18 protein-coding genes and 1 tRNA gene are annotated in these 17,171 nt (G+C 64.6%); 11 read left to right on the top strand and 8 right to left on the bottom strand.

Annotated elements, in window-relative coordinates; translation table 11 throughout:
* Positions 1–28: 28 nt before the first annotated feature.
* The 5 genes from sucD to recA all read right to left on the bottom strand — a co-directional run bounded on the left by sucD (position 29) and on the right by recA (position 4,986).
* Positions 29–910 carry a succinate--CoA ligase subunit alpha gene (gene sucD, locus J3489_RS09335; RefSeq protein ID WP_136894786.1) on the bottom strand — a complete coding sequence of 294 codons (882 nt, stop codon included), beginning with the start codon at positions 908–910 and terminating at the stop codon, positions 29–31.
* Positions 911–1,124: 214 nt separating this feature from the next.
* Entirely contained in the window at positions 1,125–2,291 is a 1,167-nt protein-coding gene (gene sucC / locus J3489_RS09330) for an ADP-forming succinate--CoA ligase subunit beta (RefSeq protein WP_206997434.1), read from the bottom strand.
* A gap of 50 nt (positions 2,292–2,341) precedes the next feature.
* On the bottom strand, positions 2,342–3,016 hold the full coding sequence (locus tag J3489_RS09325) for a DUF2889 domain-containing protein (protein ID WP_206997433.1): 675 nt from the start codon (positions 3,014–3,016) through the stop codon (positions 2,342–2,344).
* Positions 3,017–3,242: 226 nt separating this feature from the next.
* Positions 3,243–3,902 carry a recombination regulator RecX gene (gene recX / locus J3489_RS09320; RefSeq protein ID WP_206997586.1) on the bottom strand — a complete coding sequence of 220 codons (660 nt, stop codon included), beginning with the start codon at positions 3,900–3,902 and terminating at the stop codon, positions 3,243–3,245.
* Positions 3,903–3,912: 10 nt separating this feature from the next.
* Positions 3,913–4,986, bottom strand: coding sequence for a recombinase RecA (gene recA / locus J3489_RS09315; protein ID WP_206997432.1), 1,074 nt, complete (start codon positions 4,984–4,986; stop codon positions 3,913–3,915).
* Positions 4,987–5,259: 273 nt separating this feature from the next.
* Here recA and J3489_RS09310 point away from each other — a divergent pair, with 273 nt between their 5' ends.
* The 7 genes from J3489_RS09310 to J3489_RS09280 all read left to right on the top strand — a co-directional run bounded on the left by J3489_RS09310 (position 5,260) and on the right by J3489_RS09280 (position 11,930).
* Positions 5,260–6,012 carry a response regulator transcription factor gene (locus J3489_RS09310; RefSeq protein WP_206997431.1) on the top strand — a complete coding sequence of 251 codons (753 nt, stop codon included), beginning with the start codon at positions 5,260–5,262 and terminating at the stop codon, positions 6,010–6,012.
* A gap of 9 nt (positions 6,013–6,021) precedes the next feature.
* Complete coding sequence (locus J3489_RS09305; protein ID WP_206997430.1) at positions 6,022–7,662, top strand: sensor histidine kinase; 1,641 nt, start codon at positions 6,022–6,024, stop codon at positions 7,660–7,662.
* Positions 7,663–7,888: 226 nt separating this feature from the next.
* The gene (locus tag J3489_RS09300) at positions 7,889–9,547 is read left to right on the top strand and encodes an MFS transporter (protein WP_206997429.1); all 1,659 of its coding nucleotides are present in this window, start codon (positions 7,889–7,891) and stop codon (positions 9,545–9,547) included.
* 110 nt (positions 9,548–9,657) lie between these two features.
* Positions 9,658–9,734, top strand: a tRNA-Met gene (locus tag J3489_RS09295).
* Between the two features lie 259 nt (positions 9,735–9,993).
* The gene (locus J3489_RS09290) at positions 9,994–10,776 is read left to right on the top strand and encodes a COG4705 family protein (RefSeq protein WP_206997428.1); all 783 of its coding nucleotides are present in this window, start codon (positions 9,994–9,996) and stop codon (positions 10,774–10,776) included.
* A 29-nt stretch (positions 10,777–10,805) separates the two neighbouring features.
* Entirely contained in the window at positions 10,806–11,243 is a 438-nt protein-coding gene (locus tag J3489_RS09285) for a hypothetical protein (protein WP_206997427.1), read from the top strand.
* A 159-nt stretch (positions 11,244–11,402) separates the two neighbouring features.
* Positions 11,403–11,930 carry a hypothetical protein gene (locus tag J3489_RS09280; protein ID WP_206997426.1) on the top strand — a complete coding sequence of 176 codons (528 nt, stop codon included), beginning with the start codon at positions 11,403–11,405 and terminating at the stop codon, positions 11,928–11,930.
* Positions 11,931–12,302: 372 nt separating this feature from the next.
* Here the strand turns inward: J3489_RS09280 and J3489_RS09275 are convergent, their stop codons facing one another.
* Together J3489_RS09275 and J3489_RS09270 are read right to left on the bottom strand one after the other, a co-directional pair.
* Entirely contained in the window at positions 12,303–12,476 is a 174-nt protein-coding gene (locus tag J3489_RS09275; RefSeq protein WP_206997425.1) for a hypothetical protein, read from the bottom strand.
* Positions 12,476–13,153 (bottom strand): FadR/GntR family transcriptional regulator, encoded by a 678-nt coding sequence (locus J3489_RS09270; RefSeq protein ID WP_206997585.1) that lies wholly within the window; start codon positions 13,151–13,153, stop codon positions 12,476–12,478. Before J3489_RS09270 ends, J3489_RS09275 begins: the two co-directional genes overlap by 1 nt.
* A gap of 216 nt (positions 13,154–13,369) precedes the next feature.
* On the opposite strand from J3489_RS09270, the gene dgoD reads away from it, so the two are divergent.
* The 3 genes from dgoD (at position 13,370) to J3489_RS38550 (ending at position 15,487) form a co-directional block, all read left to right on the top strand.
* Positions 13,370–14,518 carry a galactonate dehydratase gene (dgoD, locus tag J3489_RS09265; RefSeq protein ID WP_206997424.1) on the top strand — a complete coding sequence of 383 codons (1,149 nt, stop codon included), beginning with the start codon at positions 13,370–13,372 and terminating at the stop codon, positions 14,516–14,518.
* Positions 14,519–14,739: 221 nt separating this feature from the next.
* Positions 14,740–15,042, top strand: coding sequence for a hypothetical protein (locus J3489_RS09260; protein ID WP_206997423.1), 303 nt, complete (start codon positions 14,740–14,742; stop codon positions 15,040–15,042).
* A gap of 58 nt (positions 15,043–15,100) precedes the next feature.
* The gene (locus J3489_RS38550) at positions 15,101–15,487 is read left to right on the top strand and encodes a YodC family protein (RefSeq protein WP_206997422.1); all 387 of its coding nucleotides are present in this window, start codon (positions 15,101–15,103) and stop codon (positions 15,485–15,487) included.
* Here the strand turns inward: J3489_RS38550 and J3489_RS09250 are convergent.
* Complete coding sequence (locus J3489_RS09250; protein WP_206997421.1) at positions 15,432–16,364, bottom strand: CopD family protein; 933 nt, start codon at positions 16,362–16,364, stop codon at positions 15,432–15,434. The genes J3489_RS38550 and J3489_RS09250 overlap by 56 nt on opposite strands.
* 378 nt (positions 16,365–16,742) lie before the next feature.
* On the opposite strand from J3489_RS09250, the gene J3489_RS09245 reads away from it, so the two are divergent.
* Positions 16,743–17,000, top strand: coding sequence for a BufA1 family periplasmic bufferin-type metallophore (locus J3489_RS09245; protein ID WP_206997420.1), 258 nt, complete (start codon positions 16,743–16,745; stop codon positions 16,998–17,000).
* Positions 17,001–17,171: the final 171 nt, after the last annotated feature.

The following is a 17,171-nucleotide window of genomic DNA, read 5'->3' as shown; positions in this document are numbered from 1 at the left end:
TTGAGTCCCGTCTTGGGACGGCTGTCGATTACAGAATCGACTTCAACAGGCGGCCCATTTCCGACGGGTTGCGCGTCACCTTGATGCCGCAGCCGTCCATGATTTCGAGCTTCGCATCGGCCGTATCGGCACCGCCCGAGATCAGCGCGCCGGCGTGGCCCATGCGCTTGCCCGGAGGCGCCGTCACGCCCGCGATGAAGCCGACCACCGGCTTCTTCATGTTGTCCTTGATCCAGTACGCCGCGTTCGCTTCGTCCGGGCCGCCGATTTCGCCGATCATGATGACGGCGTCCGTATCCGGATCGTCGTTGAACATCTTCATCACGTCGATGTGCTTGAGGCCATTGATCGGGTCGCCGCCGATGCCGACCGCCGACGATTGGCCGAGGCCGAGCGCCGTCAGTTGCGCCACGGCTTCATACGTCAGCGTGCCCGAACGCGACACGACGCCGATGCGGCCCTTGCGGTGGATGTGGCCCGGCATGATGCCGATCTTGAGCTCGTCCGGCGTGATCGTGCCCGGGCAGTTCGGTCCGAGCAAGAGCGTCTTGCGGTTTTCGCGGCGCATGCGGTCGCGCACTTCGATCATGTCGCGAACCGGAATGCCTTCGGTGATGCAGATCGCGAGATCGAGATCGGCTTCCACCGCTTCCCAGATCGCCGCAGCGGCGCCTGCCGGCGGCACGTAGATGACCGACACGGTCGCGCCCGTTTCAGCCTTCGCTTCCTTGACGCTCGCGTAGATCGGAATGCCTTCGAAATCTTCGCCGGCCTTCTTCGGGTTCACGCCCGCGACGTACGCTTCGCGGCCGTTCGCGTATTCGCGGCATGCGCGCGTGTGGAACTGGCCGGTCTTGCCGGTGATGCCCTGCGTGATGACCTTGGTGTCTTTGTTGATCAGAATCGACATGTATTGACCTCTGTTCGTTTGGCCTCGCGTTGCTGCGTCCTCGTCGCGGCCTTGAGCCCTCCGACGCGGACGCACTCGCGCCGCCATGCGTATCCATTAAGGCGCCCCCAAACCTGGCGCTGCGCGCCAAGCCCCCCGAGTGGGTCAATCCCCCAAGGGGACTTCCTCCGGGGCGGAAAACTTGGGGCGGCCCGGCGTTTTCTTGGAAGCGCCCTTATTTGCCCGCGGCAGCCGCGACGACCTTCTGCGCCGCTTCTTCCATGCTGTCCGCCGAAATGATCGGCAGGCCGGACTCGGCGAGCATCTTCTTGCCCAGGTCTTCGTTGGTGCCCTTCATGCGCACGACGAGCGGCACGTTCAGGTTCACCGCCTTCGAACCGGCGATTACGCCTTCCGCGATCACGTCGCAGCGCATGATGCCGCCGAAGATGTTCACGAGGATCGCCTTCAGGCCCGGGTTCTTGAGCATCAGCTTGAACGCTTCGGTCACTTTCTCGGTCGTCGCGCCGCCGCCGACGTCGAGGAAGTTGGCCGGCTCGCCGCCGAACAGCTTGATGGTGTCCATCGTCGCCATCGCGAGGCCGGCGCCGTTCACGAGGCAGCCGATGTTGCCGTCGAGCGAGATGTACGCGAGGTCGAACTTCGACGCTTCGATTTCAGCCGGATCCTCTTCGTCCAGATCGCGGTACGCGACGATTTCCGGATGACGGAAGAGCGCGTTCGAATCGAAGTTGAACTTGGCGTCGAGTGCGATCACCTTGCCGTCGCCCGTCAGGATCAGCGGATTGATTTCGGCGAGCGATGCGTCGGTTTCCCACGTGGCCTTGTAGAGGCCTTGCAGGATCGCGCGCGCTTGCGGGATCGAGGCGTCGGGCACGCCGATCTTCTTCGCGAGATCGTCGGCTTCCGAATCCAGCAGGCCCTTCGACGGGTCGACTGCCACCTTGTGGATCGCCTCCGGCGTCTTCGCGGCGACTTCTTCGATGTCCATCCCGCCTTCGCTCGAAGCCATCACGACGACCTTCTGCGACACGCGATCGATCACGAGGCCAACGTACAGCTCCTTCTTGATGTCGGCGCCTTCTTCGATCAAGAGACGATTTACCCTCTGGCCTTCCGGGCTGGTCTGGTGCGTGACGAGCTGCATGCCGAGGATCTGGTTCGCATATTCACGCACCTGATCCAGCGACTTGGCGACCTTCACGCCGCCGCCCTTGCCACGTCCGCCCGCGTGGATCTGAGCCTTGACGACCCACACCGGGCCGCCCAACTCTTCAGCGGCCTTGACCGCATCTTCCACCGAGAACACCGGCTTGCCGCGCGGTACCGCGACCCCGAATTTCCGCAGGATTTCCTTACCCTGGTACTCGTGAATCTTCATGCGTGATTCCTTCAGTCTGAGAGTGGGATTGAACTTCGATTACGCTAATTTTATTTCGAGGCGAGCGCCTCGACTTTGGTATCTGTGCTGCCTTCTCCGCTGCCGGCAGCTAGCGCCGCATCGCGGCGTTCGGCTGCGCGCGGCGCTTGGCCGTACCAGCGGGGATAAAACTGGCGTACCGCTTCGCCGTCGAACCGCAAAGCCTGACAGCGATCGAGCTGAAACGGCGGCTTGGCGTTCGCGGCGTCGCTCGTGCCGTGCTGGCTTGCCTCATCCGGCGAATCGCCGCGCGTGTTCCAGACGTCACCCGCGAAGGCCTGAATCGCAGCGGTCGGCAGGACGGCGCATAGTTCGGTGAGGTGCGTGCATCCCGCGGTACCGCCCAGGAGACGGTTCGCTTCGCGACGGAAATTCTGCAACAGGTTAAGCCCGATGAGGGCGCGATAGGCGGGATTGGCGGCTTCGCAGTGACCGGGATAGGGCACCCAGTCGGACGACGCTTCGGCGTCGACGACGTTGAGCTTGCGATCGATCGTGATGCGAAGCCAGAGTTCATGGATCGGCAGGCCGTTGGGCCGGACACCGGGCGCAAGCGCCACGTCACGCGGCTTGTGGTCGGTCAAGCACGCCTCGATGTCCCACAAGCCGTCTTCACGCTCGAACGCTTCCGCTCGAATTGCGCGGCGATGGCGCAACTTGCGCGACACGGGCGGGGAAAGCGGCATGCGAGAGGAAACGGCTGAGTGGGAAAACCCGCGAATTTTAGCATACTGGGTATTTGTGATAGACCGAGGTCCCCATAAGCCGAGGCCGTGGCGGGTACGGACGGTTGCACCGATCGCAACCGTTAGTCGTCGCGGTTACGCGCCGCATTGACGCGCCGCCGTTGGTCGTCCCAGTTATGCGTCGGTGTAGGACGCCCACGTCACAGGTCGCAATTACACGCCCCCGTTACTCGTCGTCCCATTCGTCGTCGTCACCCTTCAGGATTTTGACGATCGTCGCGCGGGAGAAACCGCGCATGGCCAAAAAGCGCGCCTGCTTTGCGCGCTCGGCCGGCGTCTCGGGACACTGTCCGTACTTCTTGCGCCAGACGGCTTGCGCGCGAGCCAGCTCGGTTTCGCGAAGTTGCGCGCCGACTTCTTCGATCAAGGCGTCGCCCACCGCGTGGCGCCGCAGTTCGCCGACGATCCGGCTCGTGCCCATGCGCGCCGCGCGGCGATGCACGAGGCTTTCGGCAAAGCGCGAATCGGATAGCCAGCCTTCGCTCTCGAGCGAATCGAGCAGCGTTTCGAGCGCGTCTGCCTCTTCGGCAAAGGGGGCGAGCTTGCGCGAAAGCTCGGAGCGGCTGTATTCGCGTCGCGACAGATAGTCGAGGGCGCGAGCCTTCAAAGAGCGGGCGGGCTTCTTCGAACGCCCGGAAGACTGATCAGATGAGGCAGAAGGCTCTCGACGCGAACGCGTATAGGTGCTTTCAGTCGCTTGACCGGTTGCGGGCCCAGTATTCGCCGCGTCGGAACCATCACGGGGGCCAGGGCCAGCCGAGTCGCCGGTCGCTTCGCGCCCTGCTCTACCGCGCCCTGCATTCGACGCCGCCCGGCCCTTGCGCATCACGCGATGCTTACTCCTTTTCGTCCGCGACTTCGGCGCCTTCCGCAGCGCCCGCCGGCATCGCGTTCACGCCAAGCGACTCGCGGATGCGGTTTTCGATTTCGAGCGCGATATCGGGATTCTCGCGCAGGAATTCGCGTGCGTTGTCCTTGCCCTGGCCGATGCGCTCGCCGTTATAGCTGTACCACGCACCCGCCTTGTCGACGATCTTCGCCTGCACGCCGAGATCGATGACTTCGCCTTGGCGCGAAATGCCTTCGCCATAAAGAATATCGAAGATCGCTTCGCGGAACGGCGGCGCCACCTTGTTCTTGACGACCTTCACGCGCGTTTCGTTGCCGATCACTTCGTCGTTCTTCTTGATCGAACCGACGCGGCGGATGTCGAGTCGCACCGACGCGTAGAATTTCAGCGCGTTGCCGCCCGTGGTGGTTTCCGGGTTGCCGAACATCACGCCGATCTTCATGCGGATCTGGTTGATGAAGATCACGAGGCAGTTCGTGCGCTTGATCGTGCCGGTGAGCTTGCGCAGCGCCTGCGACATCAGGCGCGCTTGCAGACCCGGCAGAGAATCGCCCATCTCGCCTTCGATTTCGGCCTTCGGCACGAGCGCCGCGACCGAGTCGATCACGATCATGTCGATCGAGCCCGAGCGCACCAGCGCGTCGGCAATTTCCAGCGCCTGTTCGCCCGTATCCGGCTGCGAGACCAGCAGATCGGACACGTTCACGCCAAGCTTGCTGGCATAGTTGATGTCGAGCGCGTGTTCCGCGTCGATGAACGCCGCGGTGCCGCCGAGCTTCTGCATTTCGGCGATGACTTGCAGCGTCAGCGTGGTCTTGCCCGACGATTCCGGCCCGTAGATTTCGACCACGCGGCCACGCGGCAGGCCGCCGACGCCGAGCGCGATATCGAGACCGAGCGAGCCCGTCGACACGACTTGAATATCTTCGGCCACCTCGCCGTCGCCGAGCCGCATGACCGACCCCTTGCCGAACTGCTTTTCGATCTGCGCGAGCGCCGCAGCGAGTGCCTTGCTCTTTTCAGCAGTCAGTCCAGCCGAGCCTTTCTTGCTTTCTTCCATGAATCGTCCTTTGCTATGATGAACGGCGTCTGAGGTGGGTGCGCAAGCCTTGAGCGGCATACCGCCAAACCAGCGCACGAAACGCAGACACTGTATAAAAAAACAGTGGTTTTTGCAAGCCCGAGCCAACGCGCATCTGCATCGCCTTTGCGTATTGACAACCGGGTACGATCGGACAGCCAAAACCACACGATATTCGGAGACCGCCGTGCGCCGGGCAAAGCTGTGGCACAGCGCGGTGCCGCGGTGACTGCAACGCGGCAGCGGCACATCATGCGAATTCTCATTGCAGAAGATGACAGCATACTCGCGGACGGTCTCGTCAGATCACTCCGCCAATCGGGCTATGCCGTCGATCACGTGAAGGGCGGCGCCGAAGCCGACGCCGCTCTCTCGGTGCAAACCTTCGACCTGCTGATCCTCGATCTCGGGCTGCCGCGGCTGTCGGGCCTCGAAGTGCTGCGCCGGCTGCGCGCGCGCAATTCGAACCTGCCGGTGCTGATCCTCACCGCCGCCGACAGCGTCGACGAACGCGTGAAAGGCCTCGACCTCGGCGCCGACGACTACATGGCAAAACCGTTCGACTTGAACGAGCTCGAAGCGCGCGTGCGCGCGCTCACGCGCCGCGGCGCGGGCGGCGGGCCGACTGTCGTGCGGCACGGCTCGCTCGCGTTCGACCAGGTCGGCCGCATCGCGACCGTGAACGATCAGGTGATCGACCTTTCCGCGCGCGAGCTCGGCTTGCTCGAAGTGCTGCTGCAACGGATCGGCAGGCTCGTGTCGAAGGAACAGCTCGTCGACCATCTCTGCGAATGGGGCGAGGAAGTCAGCAACAACGCGATCGAAGTCTACGTGCACCGGCTGCGCAAGAAGATCGAGCCGAGCGGCGTGCGCATCATCACCGTGCGCGGCCTCGGCTACTGCCTCGAGAAAGCCGCGCCGGCGGCCGCGGCACCGTCATCCGGCGCTTCGGACGCGGCCTCGAACGGCTTGGCCAAGTCGCCGGCGAATCACTCGTCCAAGTAGAGGCGTCACATGGCCTCCCCAGCTTCCGCGGAGCGCGCCGCGGCACCCGCAGAGCGTCCGGCGCTCCCGCCGCTGGAGCCTGCGGCCGCGCGCGCGGCGGATCCCGACGAGCTCCGCGACGCCACCTACGCGAACCCGTTCGCGCCGCCCGACGAAACCGAGGCCGAAGAGCAAGCGCGCCCGCGCTCGCTCTTCGGCGAGATTCTCGACTGGATGCTCGCGCCGCTCTTGCTGCTGTGGCCGATGAGCATCGCCGTCACGTATCTCGTCGCGAAGACGATCGCCAACGGCCCGTTCGACCGCGCGCTCGAAACCGACGTGTATGTGCTCGCCCGGCAGATCCAGCCCGTCAACGGCGTGGCCGAGCTGTCGCTGCCCGCGTCGACGCGCGACTTCCTCTCCGCCGACAACGTCGACAAGCTCTACTACCAGGTGCTCGGCACGCGCGGCGAGCTGGTCGGCGGCGATGCCGACCTGCCGCTGCCGCACGAAGACGACCGCCCGCAGCCGGGCATCGTCGAGTTCCGCGACGACATGCTGCACGGCAACGACATCCGCGTCGCCTACACGACCGTCGAGTTTCCGCACGCATCCGGCGCGCAGTCCCCCTGCGAGGACTTCCTGGCCCGCACCCACGGGGCGGGCTGCGGCGCGCCCGTGCTCGTGCAGGTGGCCGAGACGCTCGACAAGCGCAGCCAACTCGCCAACGACATCATCAAAGGCGTGATCCTCCCGCAGTTCGTGATCCTGCCGCTTGCGATCGTCCTCGTCTGGTTCGGGCTGTCGCGCGGCCTCGCGCCGCTCACCGCGCTGCAATCGAACCTGCGCGCGCGGCGGCTCGACGACCTTTCGCCGCTCGAAGCGCGGCGCGCGCCGCCCGAAATCGAGCCGCTCGTCACCTCGTTCAACGACTTGCTCACGCGTCTCGCGCAGAACATGGAGCTGCAAAAACGCTTCATCGCGGACGCCGCGCATCAGATGAAGACGCCGCTCGCCGGCCTGCGCACGCAGGCAGAACTGGCGCTGCGGCAAGACGTGTCGGCCGAGGTGCGTCGCTCGCTCGAACAGATCGCGACGAGCTCGGAGCATGCCGCCCGCCTCGTCACGCAATTGCTCGCGCTCGCGCGCGCCGAGAACCGGATGTCAGGGCAGGCGTTCGCGCCGGTCGAGGTGTCCGAGCTGGCGCGGCTCGCCGTGCGCGACTGGGTGCAGCCCGCGCTCGCCAAGCAAATGGATCTCGGCTACGAGGGGCCGGACGCGCCGGTCACGGTGGACGGCAATGCGGTCATGCTGCGCGAGATGTTGTCGAACCTGCTCGACAACGCGATCCGCTATACGCCCGAAGGCGGCCGCATTACGGTTCGCGTACGGCTCGACGGGCCGAATCAGGAAGTGCACCTCGAAGTCGAAGACACCGGGCCGGGCATTCCGCCCGCCGAGCGCACCCGGGTGCTCGAGCGGTTCTATCGGATACTGGGCCGCGAAGGCGACGGCAGCGGGCTCGGGCTCGCGATCGTCCGCGAGATCGCGACGATGCACGGCGGCGCGCTCACAATCGACGACAACGTCTATCAATCCGAGCCGCGCTTGGCCGGAACACTCGTGCGAGTCAGCTTGAGGACCTCGGCGCCGATTCAGGACTTACCCTGAGCACGTCCGTTTTCGCCTGCCGCCAAGCACAGCAAAAACCCCATATGGGCGACGTTGCTGAGAAAATACACGAAATTAGATGAAAAACGACGCAGATCGCACCTTCACGCAACGGACCCCATTTTGAGATTTCGCGTCAGTGCGCCGTAAGTTTCCGCTCCAATAATCATCGACGGGACGCGTTACCCAGCGCTCCCTGCGCGTATATCAAAATTGGAGACAACACATGGCAACCGTTGGCGGTCAAATTTCGCACGCGCCGATGACAAGCGACGAAAAGCGGGTGATCTTCGCCTCGTCGCTCGGCACCGTTTTCGAGTGGTACGACTTCTACCTGGCCGGCTCGCTGGCCATCTACATCAGCAAGAGCTTCTTTTCCGGCGTCAACCCAACCGCGGCGTTCATCTTCACGCTGCTCGGCTTCGCCGCCGGCTTCGCGGTGCGGCCGTTCGGCGCGATCGTGTTCGGACGCCTCGGCGACCTCGTCGGCCGCAAGTACACGTTCCTGATCACGATCGTCATCATGGGCCTGTCGACGTTCATCGTCGGCTTCCTGCCCGGCTATGCGGCGATCGGCTTCGCGTCGCCGGTGATCTTCATCGCGATGCGGCTCTTGCAGGGCCTCGCGCTCGGCGGCGAGTACGGCGGTGCGGCGACCTATGTCGCCGAACACGCACCGGCCAACCGGCGCGGCTACTACACGTCGTGGATCCAAACGACCGCGACGCTCGGCCTGTTCCTGTCGCTGCTCGTCATCCTAGGCGTGCGCACGTCGATCGGCGAGGAAGCGTTCGGTACCTGGGGCTGGCGCGTGCCGTTCGTCGCGTCACTGATCCTGCTTGCGGTGTCCGTCTGGATCCGGCTGCAGCTCAACGAATCGCCGGCGTTCCTGCGCATCAAGTCGCAAGGCAAGACCTCGAAGGCGCCGCTGACCGAAGCGTTCGGCCAGTGGAAGAACCTGAAGATCGTGATTCTGGCGCTGGTCGGCTTGACGGCCGGACAGGCCGTGGTGTGGTACACGGGCCAGTTCTATGCGCTCTTCTTCCTGACGCAGACGCTGAAGGTGGACGGCACGAGCGCCAACATCCTGATCGCGCTGGCGCTGTTGATCGGCACGCCGTTCTTCGTGTTCTTCGGCTCGCTGTCGGACCGGATCGGCCGCAAGCCGATCATCATGGCCGGCTGCCTGATCGCGGCGCTCGTGTACTTCCCGCTCTTCAAGGCGCTCACGCACTTCGCGAACCCGGCGCTCGAAGCCGCGACGCAGAAGTCGCCGATCGTGGTCATCGCCAATCCTGACGAGTGCTCGTTCCAGTTCAACCCGGTTGGCACGGCGAAGTTCACGAGCTCGTGCGACATCGCGAAGGGCGCGCTCTCGAAGGCCGGCTTGAACTACACGAACGTGGCGGCGCCGGCCGGTTCGCTCGCGCAGATCAAGGTTGGCGATACGGTGATCGACACCTACGACGGCAAGGCCGCCGACGCGAAGGACAAGGGCAAGGCGTTCGACAAGGCGCTCGGTACGACGCTCAAGAGCGCCGGCTACCCGGCGAAGGCCAACCCGGCGCAGTTGAACTGGCCGATGACGGTCGTGATCCTGACGATCCTCGTGATCCTGGTGACGATGGTGTACGGCCCGATCGCGGCGATGCTCGTGGAGATGTTCCCGACGCGGATTCGATACACGTCGATGTCGCTGCCGTATCACATCGGCAATGGCTGGTTCGGCGGCTTCCTGCCGGCGACGGCGTTCGCGATCGTCGCGGCGCGGGGCGACATCTACTCGGGGCTCTGGTATCCGATCGTGGTGGCGCTGATCACGTTCGTGATCGGCATGCTGTTCGTCAAGGAGACCAAGGACTCGAATATTTATTCGCGCGATTGAGCGGGCGTGGGCTCGGAGGCGGCTCTCAGGCCGCCAGATGGCGCGGCGGCAGAAAATTGCGAGGGAGGGGTTGACAGGCCGCCCAGCCGCCATCATAATTCGTTTTCTTTGGCGAATTAGCTCAGTCGGTTAGAGCGACGGAATCATAATCCGCAGGTCCGGGGTTCGAGTCCCTGATTCGCCACCAAATGCAAAAAGCCGCTGGTCCGCAAGGTTCAGCGGCTTTTTCTTTGCGCTCGAACCGCGCGGCCAGAAATTGGGTGACCGGTCTCCGAGCGGCAGCCAATCACAGCACATCCCCCCGCATCCGCCTTCCATTCGACATCGTCGGCGCGTCCTCGTCCCGTCAATCGGCCAACGCATGCGCAGGCAAACGGCCTATGACTGCCCTAAGCCTGACTTGCCAGACTAGCGCACATCCCGTTCACCTCGACTGAGAGACCACGATGAATGCACTGCCGACACCCACATCGACAAGCTGGCTCAGCAAAGTCCCCGAAATCGCCCTGTCGTTTTGGATCATCAAGATCATGTCGACCACGGTCGGCGAAACGGGCGCCGACTTTCTGGCGGTCGATGCCGGCTGGGGCCAAGGCGCGACCCGCGCGGTCATGGGCGCGCTGCTGGCAGCCGCCCTCGTTGCGCAGTTGCGCACGCGGCGCTACACGCCTTGGCTTTACTGGCTGTCGGTCGTCCTGGTGAGCATTGTCGGCACCCAGATCACCGACTTGCTCACCGATGGACTCGGCATCAGCTTGTACGTCAGCACATCGGCGTTTGCCGTGGCGCTCGCCGCGATTTTCGCGGTCTGGTATCGCGTGGAGCGCACCCTCTCCATTCACGAAATCGTCACGCGCAGCCGCGAGCTGTTTTATTGGGCCGCCATCCTCTGCACGTTTGCGCTCGGCACCGCGGCAGGCGATCTGGCAACCGAAGCGCTCAGTCTTGGCTTCGCGTGGGGCGCCGTGTCGTTCGGCGCGCTGATTGCCGTCACGTACGCGGCCTGGCGCATGGGCGGCAATGCCGTGCTGACCTTCTGGCTCGGGTACATCCTGACGCGCCCCTTTGGCGCCGCGCTCGGCGATTTGCTGACGCAGGCCAGGACCTACGGCGGCATCGGCATGGGCGCCATGTGGACCAGCGTCCTCTTCCTGACCGTGATCGTGATGCTGGTGGCCGTCGAGCAGTTCAGTGCGGGCGGCCGCCGCAACGCGCAAGCCGTCCAATAACCTCCCCGCCGCAATTCAAGGAAAAAATCATGCGCGACCTACTTTCACTCGTCCGCCCTGTAGCCGCAACATCGGCCATCGCCGTCCTGGCCCTTGCGGCCGGATGCTCCAAGCCAGCCGGCACGGCTGCAGCAAGCACGGCTTCGGCGGCGCCTGAAGCCAACTCGCCAGTCCAGGCAAAGACAGCATCCCGGCTGGGCGACTTGACCGCCTTTCGCAGCATTGCGGCCGACGTCGCCGCCACCGTGGACAAGGGCGACCTTCCGGCAGCGAAAGCACGGATCAAGGACTTGGAAGTCGCATGGGACTCGGCCGAAGCCGGCTTGAAGCCGCGCTCGCCGCAGGACTGGCACACCGTCGACAAGGCCATCGACCGCGCATTGGCCGCGCTGCGCGCCGACGCCCCCACTCAGAGCAACTGCAAGAAGGCCATGTCGGATCTGCTGAAGACCTTCGACTCCGTCTGATACGCGATCAAAGGGTTACAAGCGGAAGCTTGTAACCCTTTCGTCATTTCCGGCCCCGTAACGTCTGCGCGGGCATGTGACGGACACGCCATGTGACGAGCCTCACGCAAGCCCCGCACTCGAAACTTCCCGCCAGCGAAAAAAAGGCGGGAAAAGATTTTGCGCAAGCGCGACCTCGCGCTCATCCGATTTCAGCCGCGTCGCACAAGATCGGGTTCAAGCCGGATGACCAAAATGCGTCTTACCAGATTGATGCCGAAAGCCCGAGGGGAGCACCGCTTGCTCATGCGCTCCCAGTTCGAGGCATTTTCGAGGCAGTTGCCGCTGCTTTATCTGATTCTCGTCATCAACAGCGTCGCGGTCGCCATCACCCACATCGGAAAAGCGCCCACACTGCTCTGCGAATACCTCCCCTTCACGCTCTGCGCCGCATGCGTGGTGCGCCTGTGGATCTGGTCGAGACGCAGGAAGATGATTGCCACCCTGACCGACCATCAGATCGCCCAGCGTCTGGCTAACACCATCTGGCTGACGGTCCTGCTCGGACGCACGTTCATGCAGGGCTATCACTTCGGCAAGCCTGCCCCGTTCGAACCCGCTCAGTCCCAGCAATTGCGAAACGCCACCGCCGCGATCACCGGCACGCAGCTAACCAGCGGAATCGCGAAGATCGGCAACTCGGCGTAAATAATCCACGCCAATCCACCGGCAAACGTCGCCAGCCCGACCAGGACCGAAAGCATGTTCAGCATCCGCTTGGACGGGCCCTTCTTCGCCGGCGCCTTCGCCGTTTGGGGTTCGATTGATCGAGGGTCCATCGTCTGCTTCCTATCGCGCGTCTGCGCTCGTGGTTCAGCAGTTTTAACGTGCCGAGGTCTGTTCGCGATTGCACGCATCCTTTCACGAACGGCGAACATCGCGCAGTTGCCAAGCGTACGTACGAATGCTGTAAGTCAAACGAACTAGAGCAGGCCGCGCGTAAACGGCACTGCCAGACGCCGGCTCAACTCTCCGCCTTCTTCACGACGAGGCGATGAATCCGCTTGCCCGACGACGCGCTCACTGCCTCGCGATCGAACCGCCGATCCAATCGTCGGCGAACGACGCTGCGGCCTGGTCGTAGGCCGCCAGGGTTTTCTCATCCATCGTCGGACTGTCGTGAGGGATCTCGGCGGATTCTCGGCGAACTCGATTTGCCGCGCACGACGCGGCCTCGTGTTGCGCTGCGGACATCACCTTTCGATCCGTCCGCGCGTCGTGCCGAGCAAATCGGCCATCGCGCGCCGCGCGCCCTGCGCGTCGCGTGCCCTGATCGCATCGAATACGGCCGTGTGCTCGGCAAGCGACGCGTTGAACACGTCCGCTCGCTTCGCATTCAACCGCAACTGCCCTTCGAGCGTGCGCTCGATCAACGTGCCGAGCGGCAGCAGCAACTCGTTGCTGCACGCGTTCAGCACGCTCAAATGAAAACGCAGATCCGCGCGCACCCATTCGTCGACGTTCTGCGCCGCCGCCATCGCCGCGTGAGCGTCTTCGATGAGGCCCAGCGTCTCGCCGGTATGCACGCGCGCCGCGAGTTCGGCCGCAAACGGCTCGATCATCTCGCGCATCGCCTGGAGCTTCAGCGCGAACGTCATCGGCTCGGCGACGCGCGCGTACCAATCGAGCAAGTCGGCATCGAGCAGGTTCCACGCGACGCGCGGCCGCACGCGCGTGCCAACCTTCGGACGCGATTCGACGAGCCCCTTCGACGTCAGCGTGCGCAGCGCCTCGCGCAGCACGGTGCGGCTCACGCCGAACGATTCCATCAGTTCGGCTTCGCGCGGCAGCGTCGATTCGGGCGCGTAGTCGCCGCGCAGGATCGCCGTGGCGAGCAGATGGGCGACGCGCCCGTGCAGATCGTGCTGAATGGTGTCCTCCTGTTCCTGTGGTGGGCTCGCGCCCTGTCGTTCGGGCGCTGCGCGCGCTGAAAACGAGCGCGATTATCACGCATCGCCCTGGGGCGCCCGCGTTCGCCTAACGAAGATTCATCATCGAATAATACTATTAATAGTATTACAAGCCCGCAATGAGTTAGGATACGGCTTTCGCACCGCCCAAGGCCAAGATCAAGGAGGCATCGGCCCATGAAAATCACCAAGCTCGAAACCTTCATCGTTCCGCCGCGCTGGCTCTTTCTCAAGATCGAAACGGACGAAGGCGTGGCCGGCTGGGGCGAGCCGATCGTCGAGGGACGCGCGCACACCGTCGAAGCCGCCGTCCACGAGCTCGCCGACTACCTGATCGGCAAGGATCCGCTCCTGATCGAAGACCACTGGCAGGTCATGTACCGCGCGGGCTTCTACCGCGGCGGTCCGATCTCGATGAGCGCGATCGCCGGCGTCGATCAGGCGCTCTGGGACATCAAAGGCAAACACCACGGCGTGCCCGTGCACGCGCTGCTCGGCGGCCAGGTGCGCGAGCGCATCAAGGTCTATTCGTGGATCGGCGGCGACCGTCCGAGCGACGTCGCGAACAACGCGCGCGCGGTGGTCGAGCGCGGGTTCAAAGCGGTCAAGATGAACGGCTCGGAGGAGCTGCAGATCGTCGACACGTTCGACAAAGTCGAAAAAGTGATCGAGAACGTCGCCGCCGTGCGCGAAGCGGTCGGGCCGCACGTCGGGATCGGCGTGGACTTCCACGGACGCGTGCACAAGCCGATGGCGAAGGTGCTCGCGAAGGCGCTCGATCCGTACAAGCTGATGTTCATCGAGGAGCCGGTGCTGTCGGAAAACCTCGAGGCGCTGCGCGACATCGTCAACCAGACGAGCACGCCGATCGCGCTCGGCGAGCGGCTCTACTCGCGCTGGGACTTCAAGCACATTCTCGCGGGCGGCTACGTCGACATCATCCAGCCGGACGCCTCGCACGCGGGCGGCATTACCGAGTGCCGCAAGATCGCGTCGATGGCGGAGGCCTACGACGTTGCCGTCGCGCTGCACTGCCCGCTCGGTCCGATTGCGCTCGCAACCTGTCTGCAGATCGACGCGGTCAGCTACAACGCGTTCATCCAGGAACAGAGTCTCGGCATCCACTACAACAAGGGCAACGACCTGCTCGACTACATCAAGAACCCTGAGGTCTTCAAATACGAAGGCGGCTTCGTCTCGATTCCGCAAGGCGCCGGGCTAGGCATCGAAGTCAACGAAGAGAAGGCGCGCGAGATGGCGAAGACCGGCCATCGCTGGCGCAACCCGGTGTGGCGTCACGCGGACGGCAGCGTCGCGGAGTGGTGAGCCCGGCCTGACGCGCGCCCGCGTGACGCGGGCGGTGTCTCAGTTACGCAACGTTACGGGCGGATGGGTCGCGCGCGCCCGCGCAAGCGGCGCGTACGCGACGCATGGAAATATCGCGCAAGCCTTGCCGTCCGGGGCTCGCGCACCCGCGTGCCGCGCTCGCGGCACGCTTGGCCCGCTCCTTGCAGTGCTCTCTGCAAACGACAAACAGGGAGCAGCAAATGGGCGAGTTCCTGCCGGACTATCTGATTCGGGAACAAACAGCCGTGGGCACGCTCGTCGTTTTCGGCGTGCTGCGCGTGATCGCCGCGGCGATCGGCTACGGACGCGGTTGGCGCATATCGGCGATCGGGCAGTGCTGCCTTGGCGCAGCGCTTATCTACTGCTCGCCGCAGCTCTTCGATTTGCTGGTCCACGCGTATCACGCGCGCGTCGCGTCGGCTGAACTCGAGGGCAAAGTCACCGGCTGCGCGATCGCGCTGTTCTGCGCGCCGATCCTCAGTCACAAGCTCGGCTACGAATGAATCTCGGAACTGGAACATCGCCGCCCGCACAACGACAATACCGGAGCCAAACCGCTTCATGCTCAATCGATCGCGTACGCGCTACCGGGTCGGCGACGTGCTGACGCTCAAATCGGGCAGCATGCCGATGACCGCGACCTACGTCGGCCCGGTCGTATTCGCGCCGGGGACCTGGCTGATTTGCCAATGGGCCGATCAACGCGGGGACTTGCAGCAAGGGATGTTTCCCGAGGCGACCCTGGAACGCGCGCAGCATGCGCGCCGGCTGAAGACCAAGCCGGGCAACGGGCGGCTCACGACCGCGGCAGCACCGTGCGCATGCAATACGCGGCGGGCGCTGCGCGCCGCAGCGGCTGCGCAGCTGCCATGGCGCAAGCCGAGCGCGCGCTTCAGCCTGCCGCGGGATATCCCGGCGCGCTGTGCGCCAAAGCCGCCGCCGCGATGAACACGCCGATCATCGCAAGCGCTTCGAGATGCAGCACGTTGTTGAACGTATGCGCGTCCATCGTCGACGCCGTGCGGCGCAGACGCGGCAGCGCCGACATGCGATTCAATCCGCCCAGCACGATCGCAAGCGCAACCAGCGCGAGCTTGAGCATCAGCACATGCCCCCACGTGCTCGACCGAAGCGGCGAGAGCGAACCGCCGAGTCCGCGCTCCGCGTTGAGCGCGCCCGTAATCACGACGAACCCGAGCGCAACGAGCGACCCCTGCGACACCTGCCTCGCCACGCGAATCAGCACGCCGCGCGCCACCGACGAATCGAGCGCGGGGAGGACGCCGAAACCGCCGGCCAGCACCAGGCCGCCCCATGCGCCCGTCGCAAGGATATGGAGCGTATGGATGGCGGCAGCCGCCGACCACATGCCCGCGTCGGCGGCGTGTCCGAGCAGCGCCTTGCCTGCCGCGACAACGATGACCGCGAGCCAGAACAGCGCATGACCGAGCGTGCCGGCTCGCCCCAAGAGCGCCGCGAGCAGCACCAGCACCGCCCCGCCGAACGCCACGCACCACGCCTGGCCCACGTGGGTCTGCGCAAGCACGGTAGGCACGACGCCGAGCGCGGAGAGCAAGTCCGAGCCGCTCATCGAAGCGGCCTGATACACGAGCCAGCCCGCATCGGTCAGCACGAGCACGATGGCCGCTGCAACGAGAGATCGCTGTGCGCGCAGCCATGCGTGATGCGATGGCGCAGCGATCGCGCGCCCGCCTTCTTTCGCGAGCCACGTTTCGAGCAGCGCCGAGCCGATGGCAAACGCGAACGCGACGTTCATCAGCGCGGCCATCGCGACCTGGCCGATCCACTGTCCGTCGAGCCTCATCGGACCACCCGCTCCGCTGCGTCCGGCGCAAGGCGTGGCGCCGAAGTAGACGGAGAAGCGTCGAAGCTCGCGGCGGCTGCGCGCATCGACGGCGCGCGCACCAAGGGATCGGACAGATCGAAATAATTCATCGGCAGGCAATCGAAAGGAAGTAGTCGGAAACTGCGCAGCGGATGCACGGCGCGCGCCGTCACGGCACGGTCCGGCCGCATGCGCAGGCGAGAGTGTACGCTTCGATGCCCCTCGCTCGCGACGGGTCAACCGGCGTTGGCGAATGCCCGTCCATGCTGCACAATGAATCTGAATCGCTTTGTTGCCGAACGCGAAAGGACCGCCGCGCAGCCACCTCGGTCACTTCGCCACCGAGAGGAAACGATCATGAACAAATCCGTATCGCGCCATGCCCTGTTCGCCGCTGCACTCGCCGCCGCCACGAGCGCCGCACCGCTCGCCGCGCACGCCGGCGACGCCAACGCGCAGGTCCAGTGCTACGGCGTCGCGAAGGCCGGCCAGAACGACTGCGGCACCGACGCGCACAGCTGCGCCGGCCAGTCCACGAAAAGCAACGATCCTGCCGACTTCAAGACGATGCCCCGCGGCACCTGCGAAAAGCTGGGCGGCAAGATCAAGACCTGACTCTCACCAATCACTGATCCCCCTCGGCCGGGCGCACCCCATTCGCCTGAGAAAAACCGCCGCGTGGCATATTGTCGCAGCGCCGAACGCACGGGAACCGGATCGATGTAGGCCAAATAGCCGGCATCACCCATCGATGATAGAATGCTGCGTCGCAGCGCTCGGCTGCCT

This window comes from Trinickia mobilis (assembly GCF_017315705.1).
In the GTDB taxonomy this organism is placed as follows: domain Bacteria; phylum Pseudomonadota; class Gammaproteobacteria; order Burkholderiales; family Burkholderiaceae; genus Trinickia_A; species Trinickia_A mobilis.
Note: the sequence above shows the minus strand (reverse complement) of the source record. Positions and strands in the feature narration are given on the sequence as shown.

Excerpts from the sequence above, each read along its gene's own strand:
- dgoD (WP_206997424.1), top strand. The coding sequence starts at position 13,370 with ATGAAAATCACCAAGCTCGAAACCTTCATCGTTCCGCCGCGCTGGCTC.
- sucC (WP_206997434.1), bottom strand. The coding sequence starts at position 2,291 with ATGAAGATTCACGAGTACCAGGGTAAGGAAATCCTGCGGAAATTCGGG.
- J3489_RS09290 (WP_206997428.1), top strand. The coding sequence starts at position 9,994 with ATGAATGCACTGCCGACACCCACATCGACAAGCTGGCTCAGCAAAGTC.
- J3489_RS09275 (WP_206997425.1), bottom strand. The coding sequence starts at position 12,476 with ATGTCCGCAGCGCAACACGAGGCCGCGTCGTGCGCGGCAAATCGAGTT.
- J3489_RS09260 (WP_206997423.1), top strand. The coding sequence starts at position 14,740 with ATGGGCGAGTTCCTGCCGGACTATCTGATTCGGGAACAAACAGCCGTG.
- J3489_RS09310 (WP_206997431.1), top strand. The coding sequence starts at position 5,260 with ATGCGAATTCTCATTGCAGAAGATGACAGCATACTCGCGGACGGTCTC.
- J3489_RS09245 (WP_206997420.1), top strand. The coding sequence starts at position 16,743 with ATGAACAAATCCGTATCGCGCCATGCCCTGTTCGCCGCTGCACTCGCC.
- J3489_RS09285 (WP_206997427.1), top strand. The coding sequence starts at position 10,806 with ATGCGCGACCTACTTTCACTCGTCCGCCCTGTAGCCGCAACATCGGCC.
- J3489_RS09325 (WP_206997433.1), bottom strand. The coding sequence starts at position 3,016 with ATGCCGCTTTCCCCGCCCGTGTCGCGCAAGTTGCGCCATCGCCGCGCA.
- recA (WP_206997432.1), bottom strand. The coding sequence starts at position 4,986 with ATGGAAGAAAGCAAGAAAGGCTCGGCTGGACTGACTGCTGAAAAGAGC.
- J3489_RS38550 (WP_206997422.1), top strand. The coding sequence starts at position 15,101 with ATGCTCAATCGATCGCGTACGCGCTACCGGGTCGGCGACGTGCTGACG.
- recX (WP_206997586.1), bottom strand. The coding sequence starts at position 3,902 with ATGCGCAAGGGCCGGGCGGCGTCGAATGCAGGGCGCGGTAGAGCAGGG.
- sucD (WP_136894786.1), bottom strand. The coding sequence starts at position 910 with ATGTCGATTCTGATCAACAAAGACACCAAGGTCATCACGCAGGGCATC.
- J3489_RS09300 (WP_206997429.1), top strand. The coding sequence starts at position 7,889 with ATGGCAACCGTTGGCGGTCAAATTTCGCACGCGCCGATGACAAGCGAC.
- J3489_RS09305 (WP_206997430.1), top strand. The coding sequence starts at position 6,022 with ATGGCCTCCCCAGCTTCCGCGGAGCGCGCCGCGGCACCCGCAGAGCGT.
- J3489_RS09250 (WP_206997421.1), bottom strand. The coding sequence starts at position 16,364 with ATGAGGCTCGACGGACAGTGGATCGGCCAGGTCGCGATGGCCGCGCTG.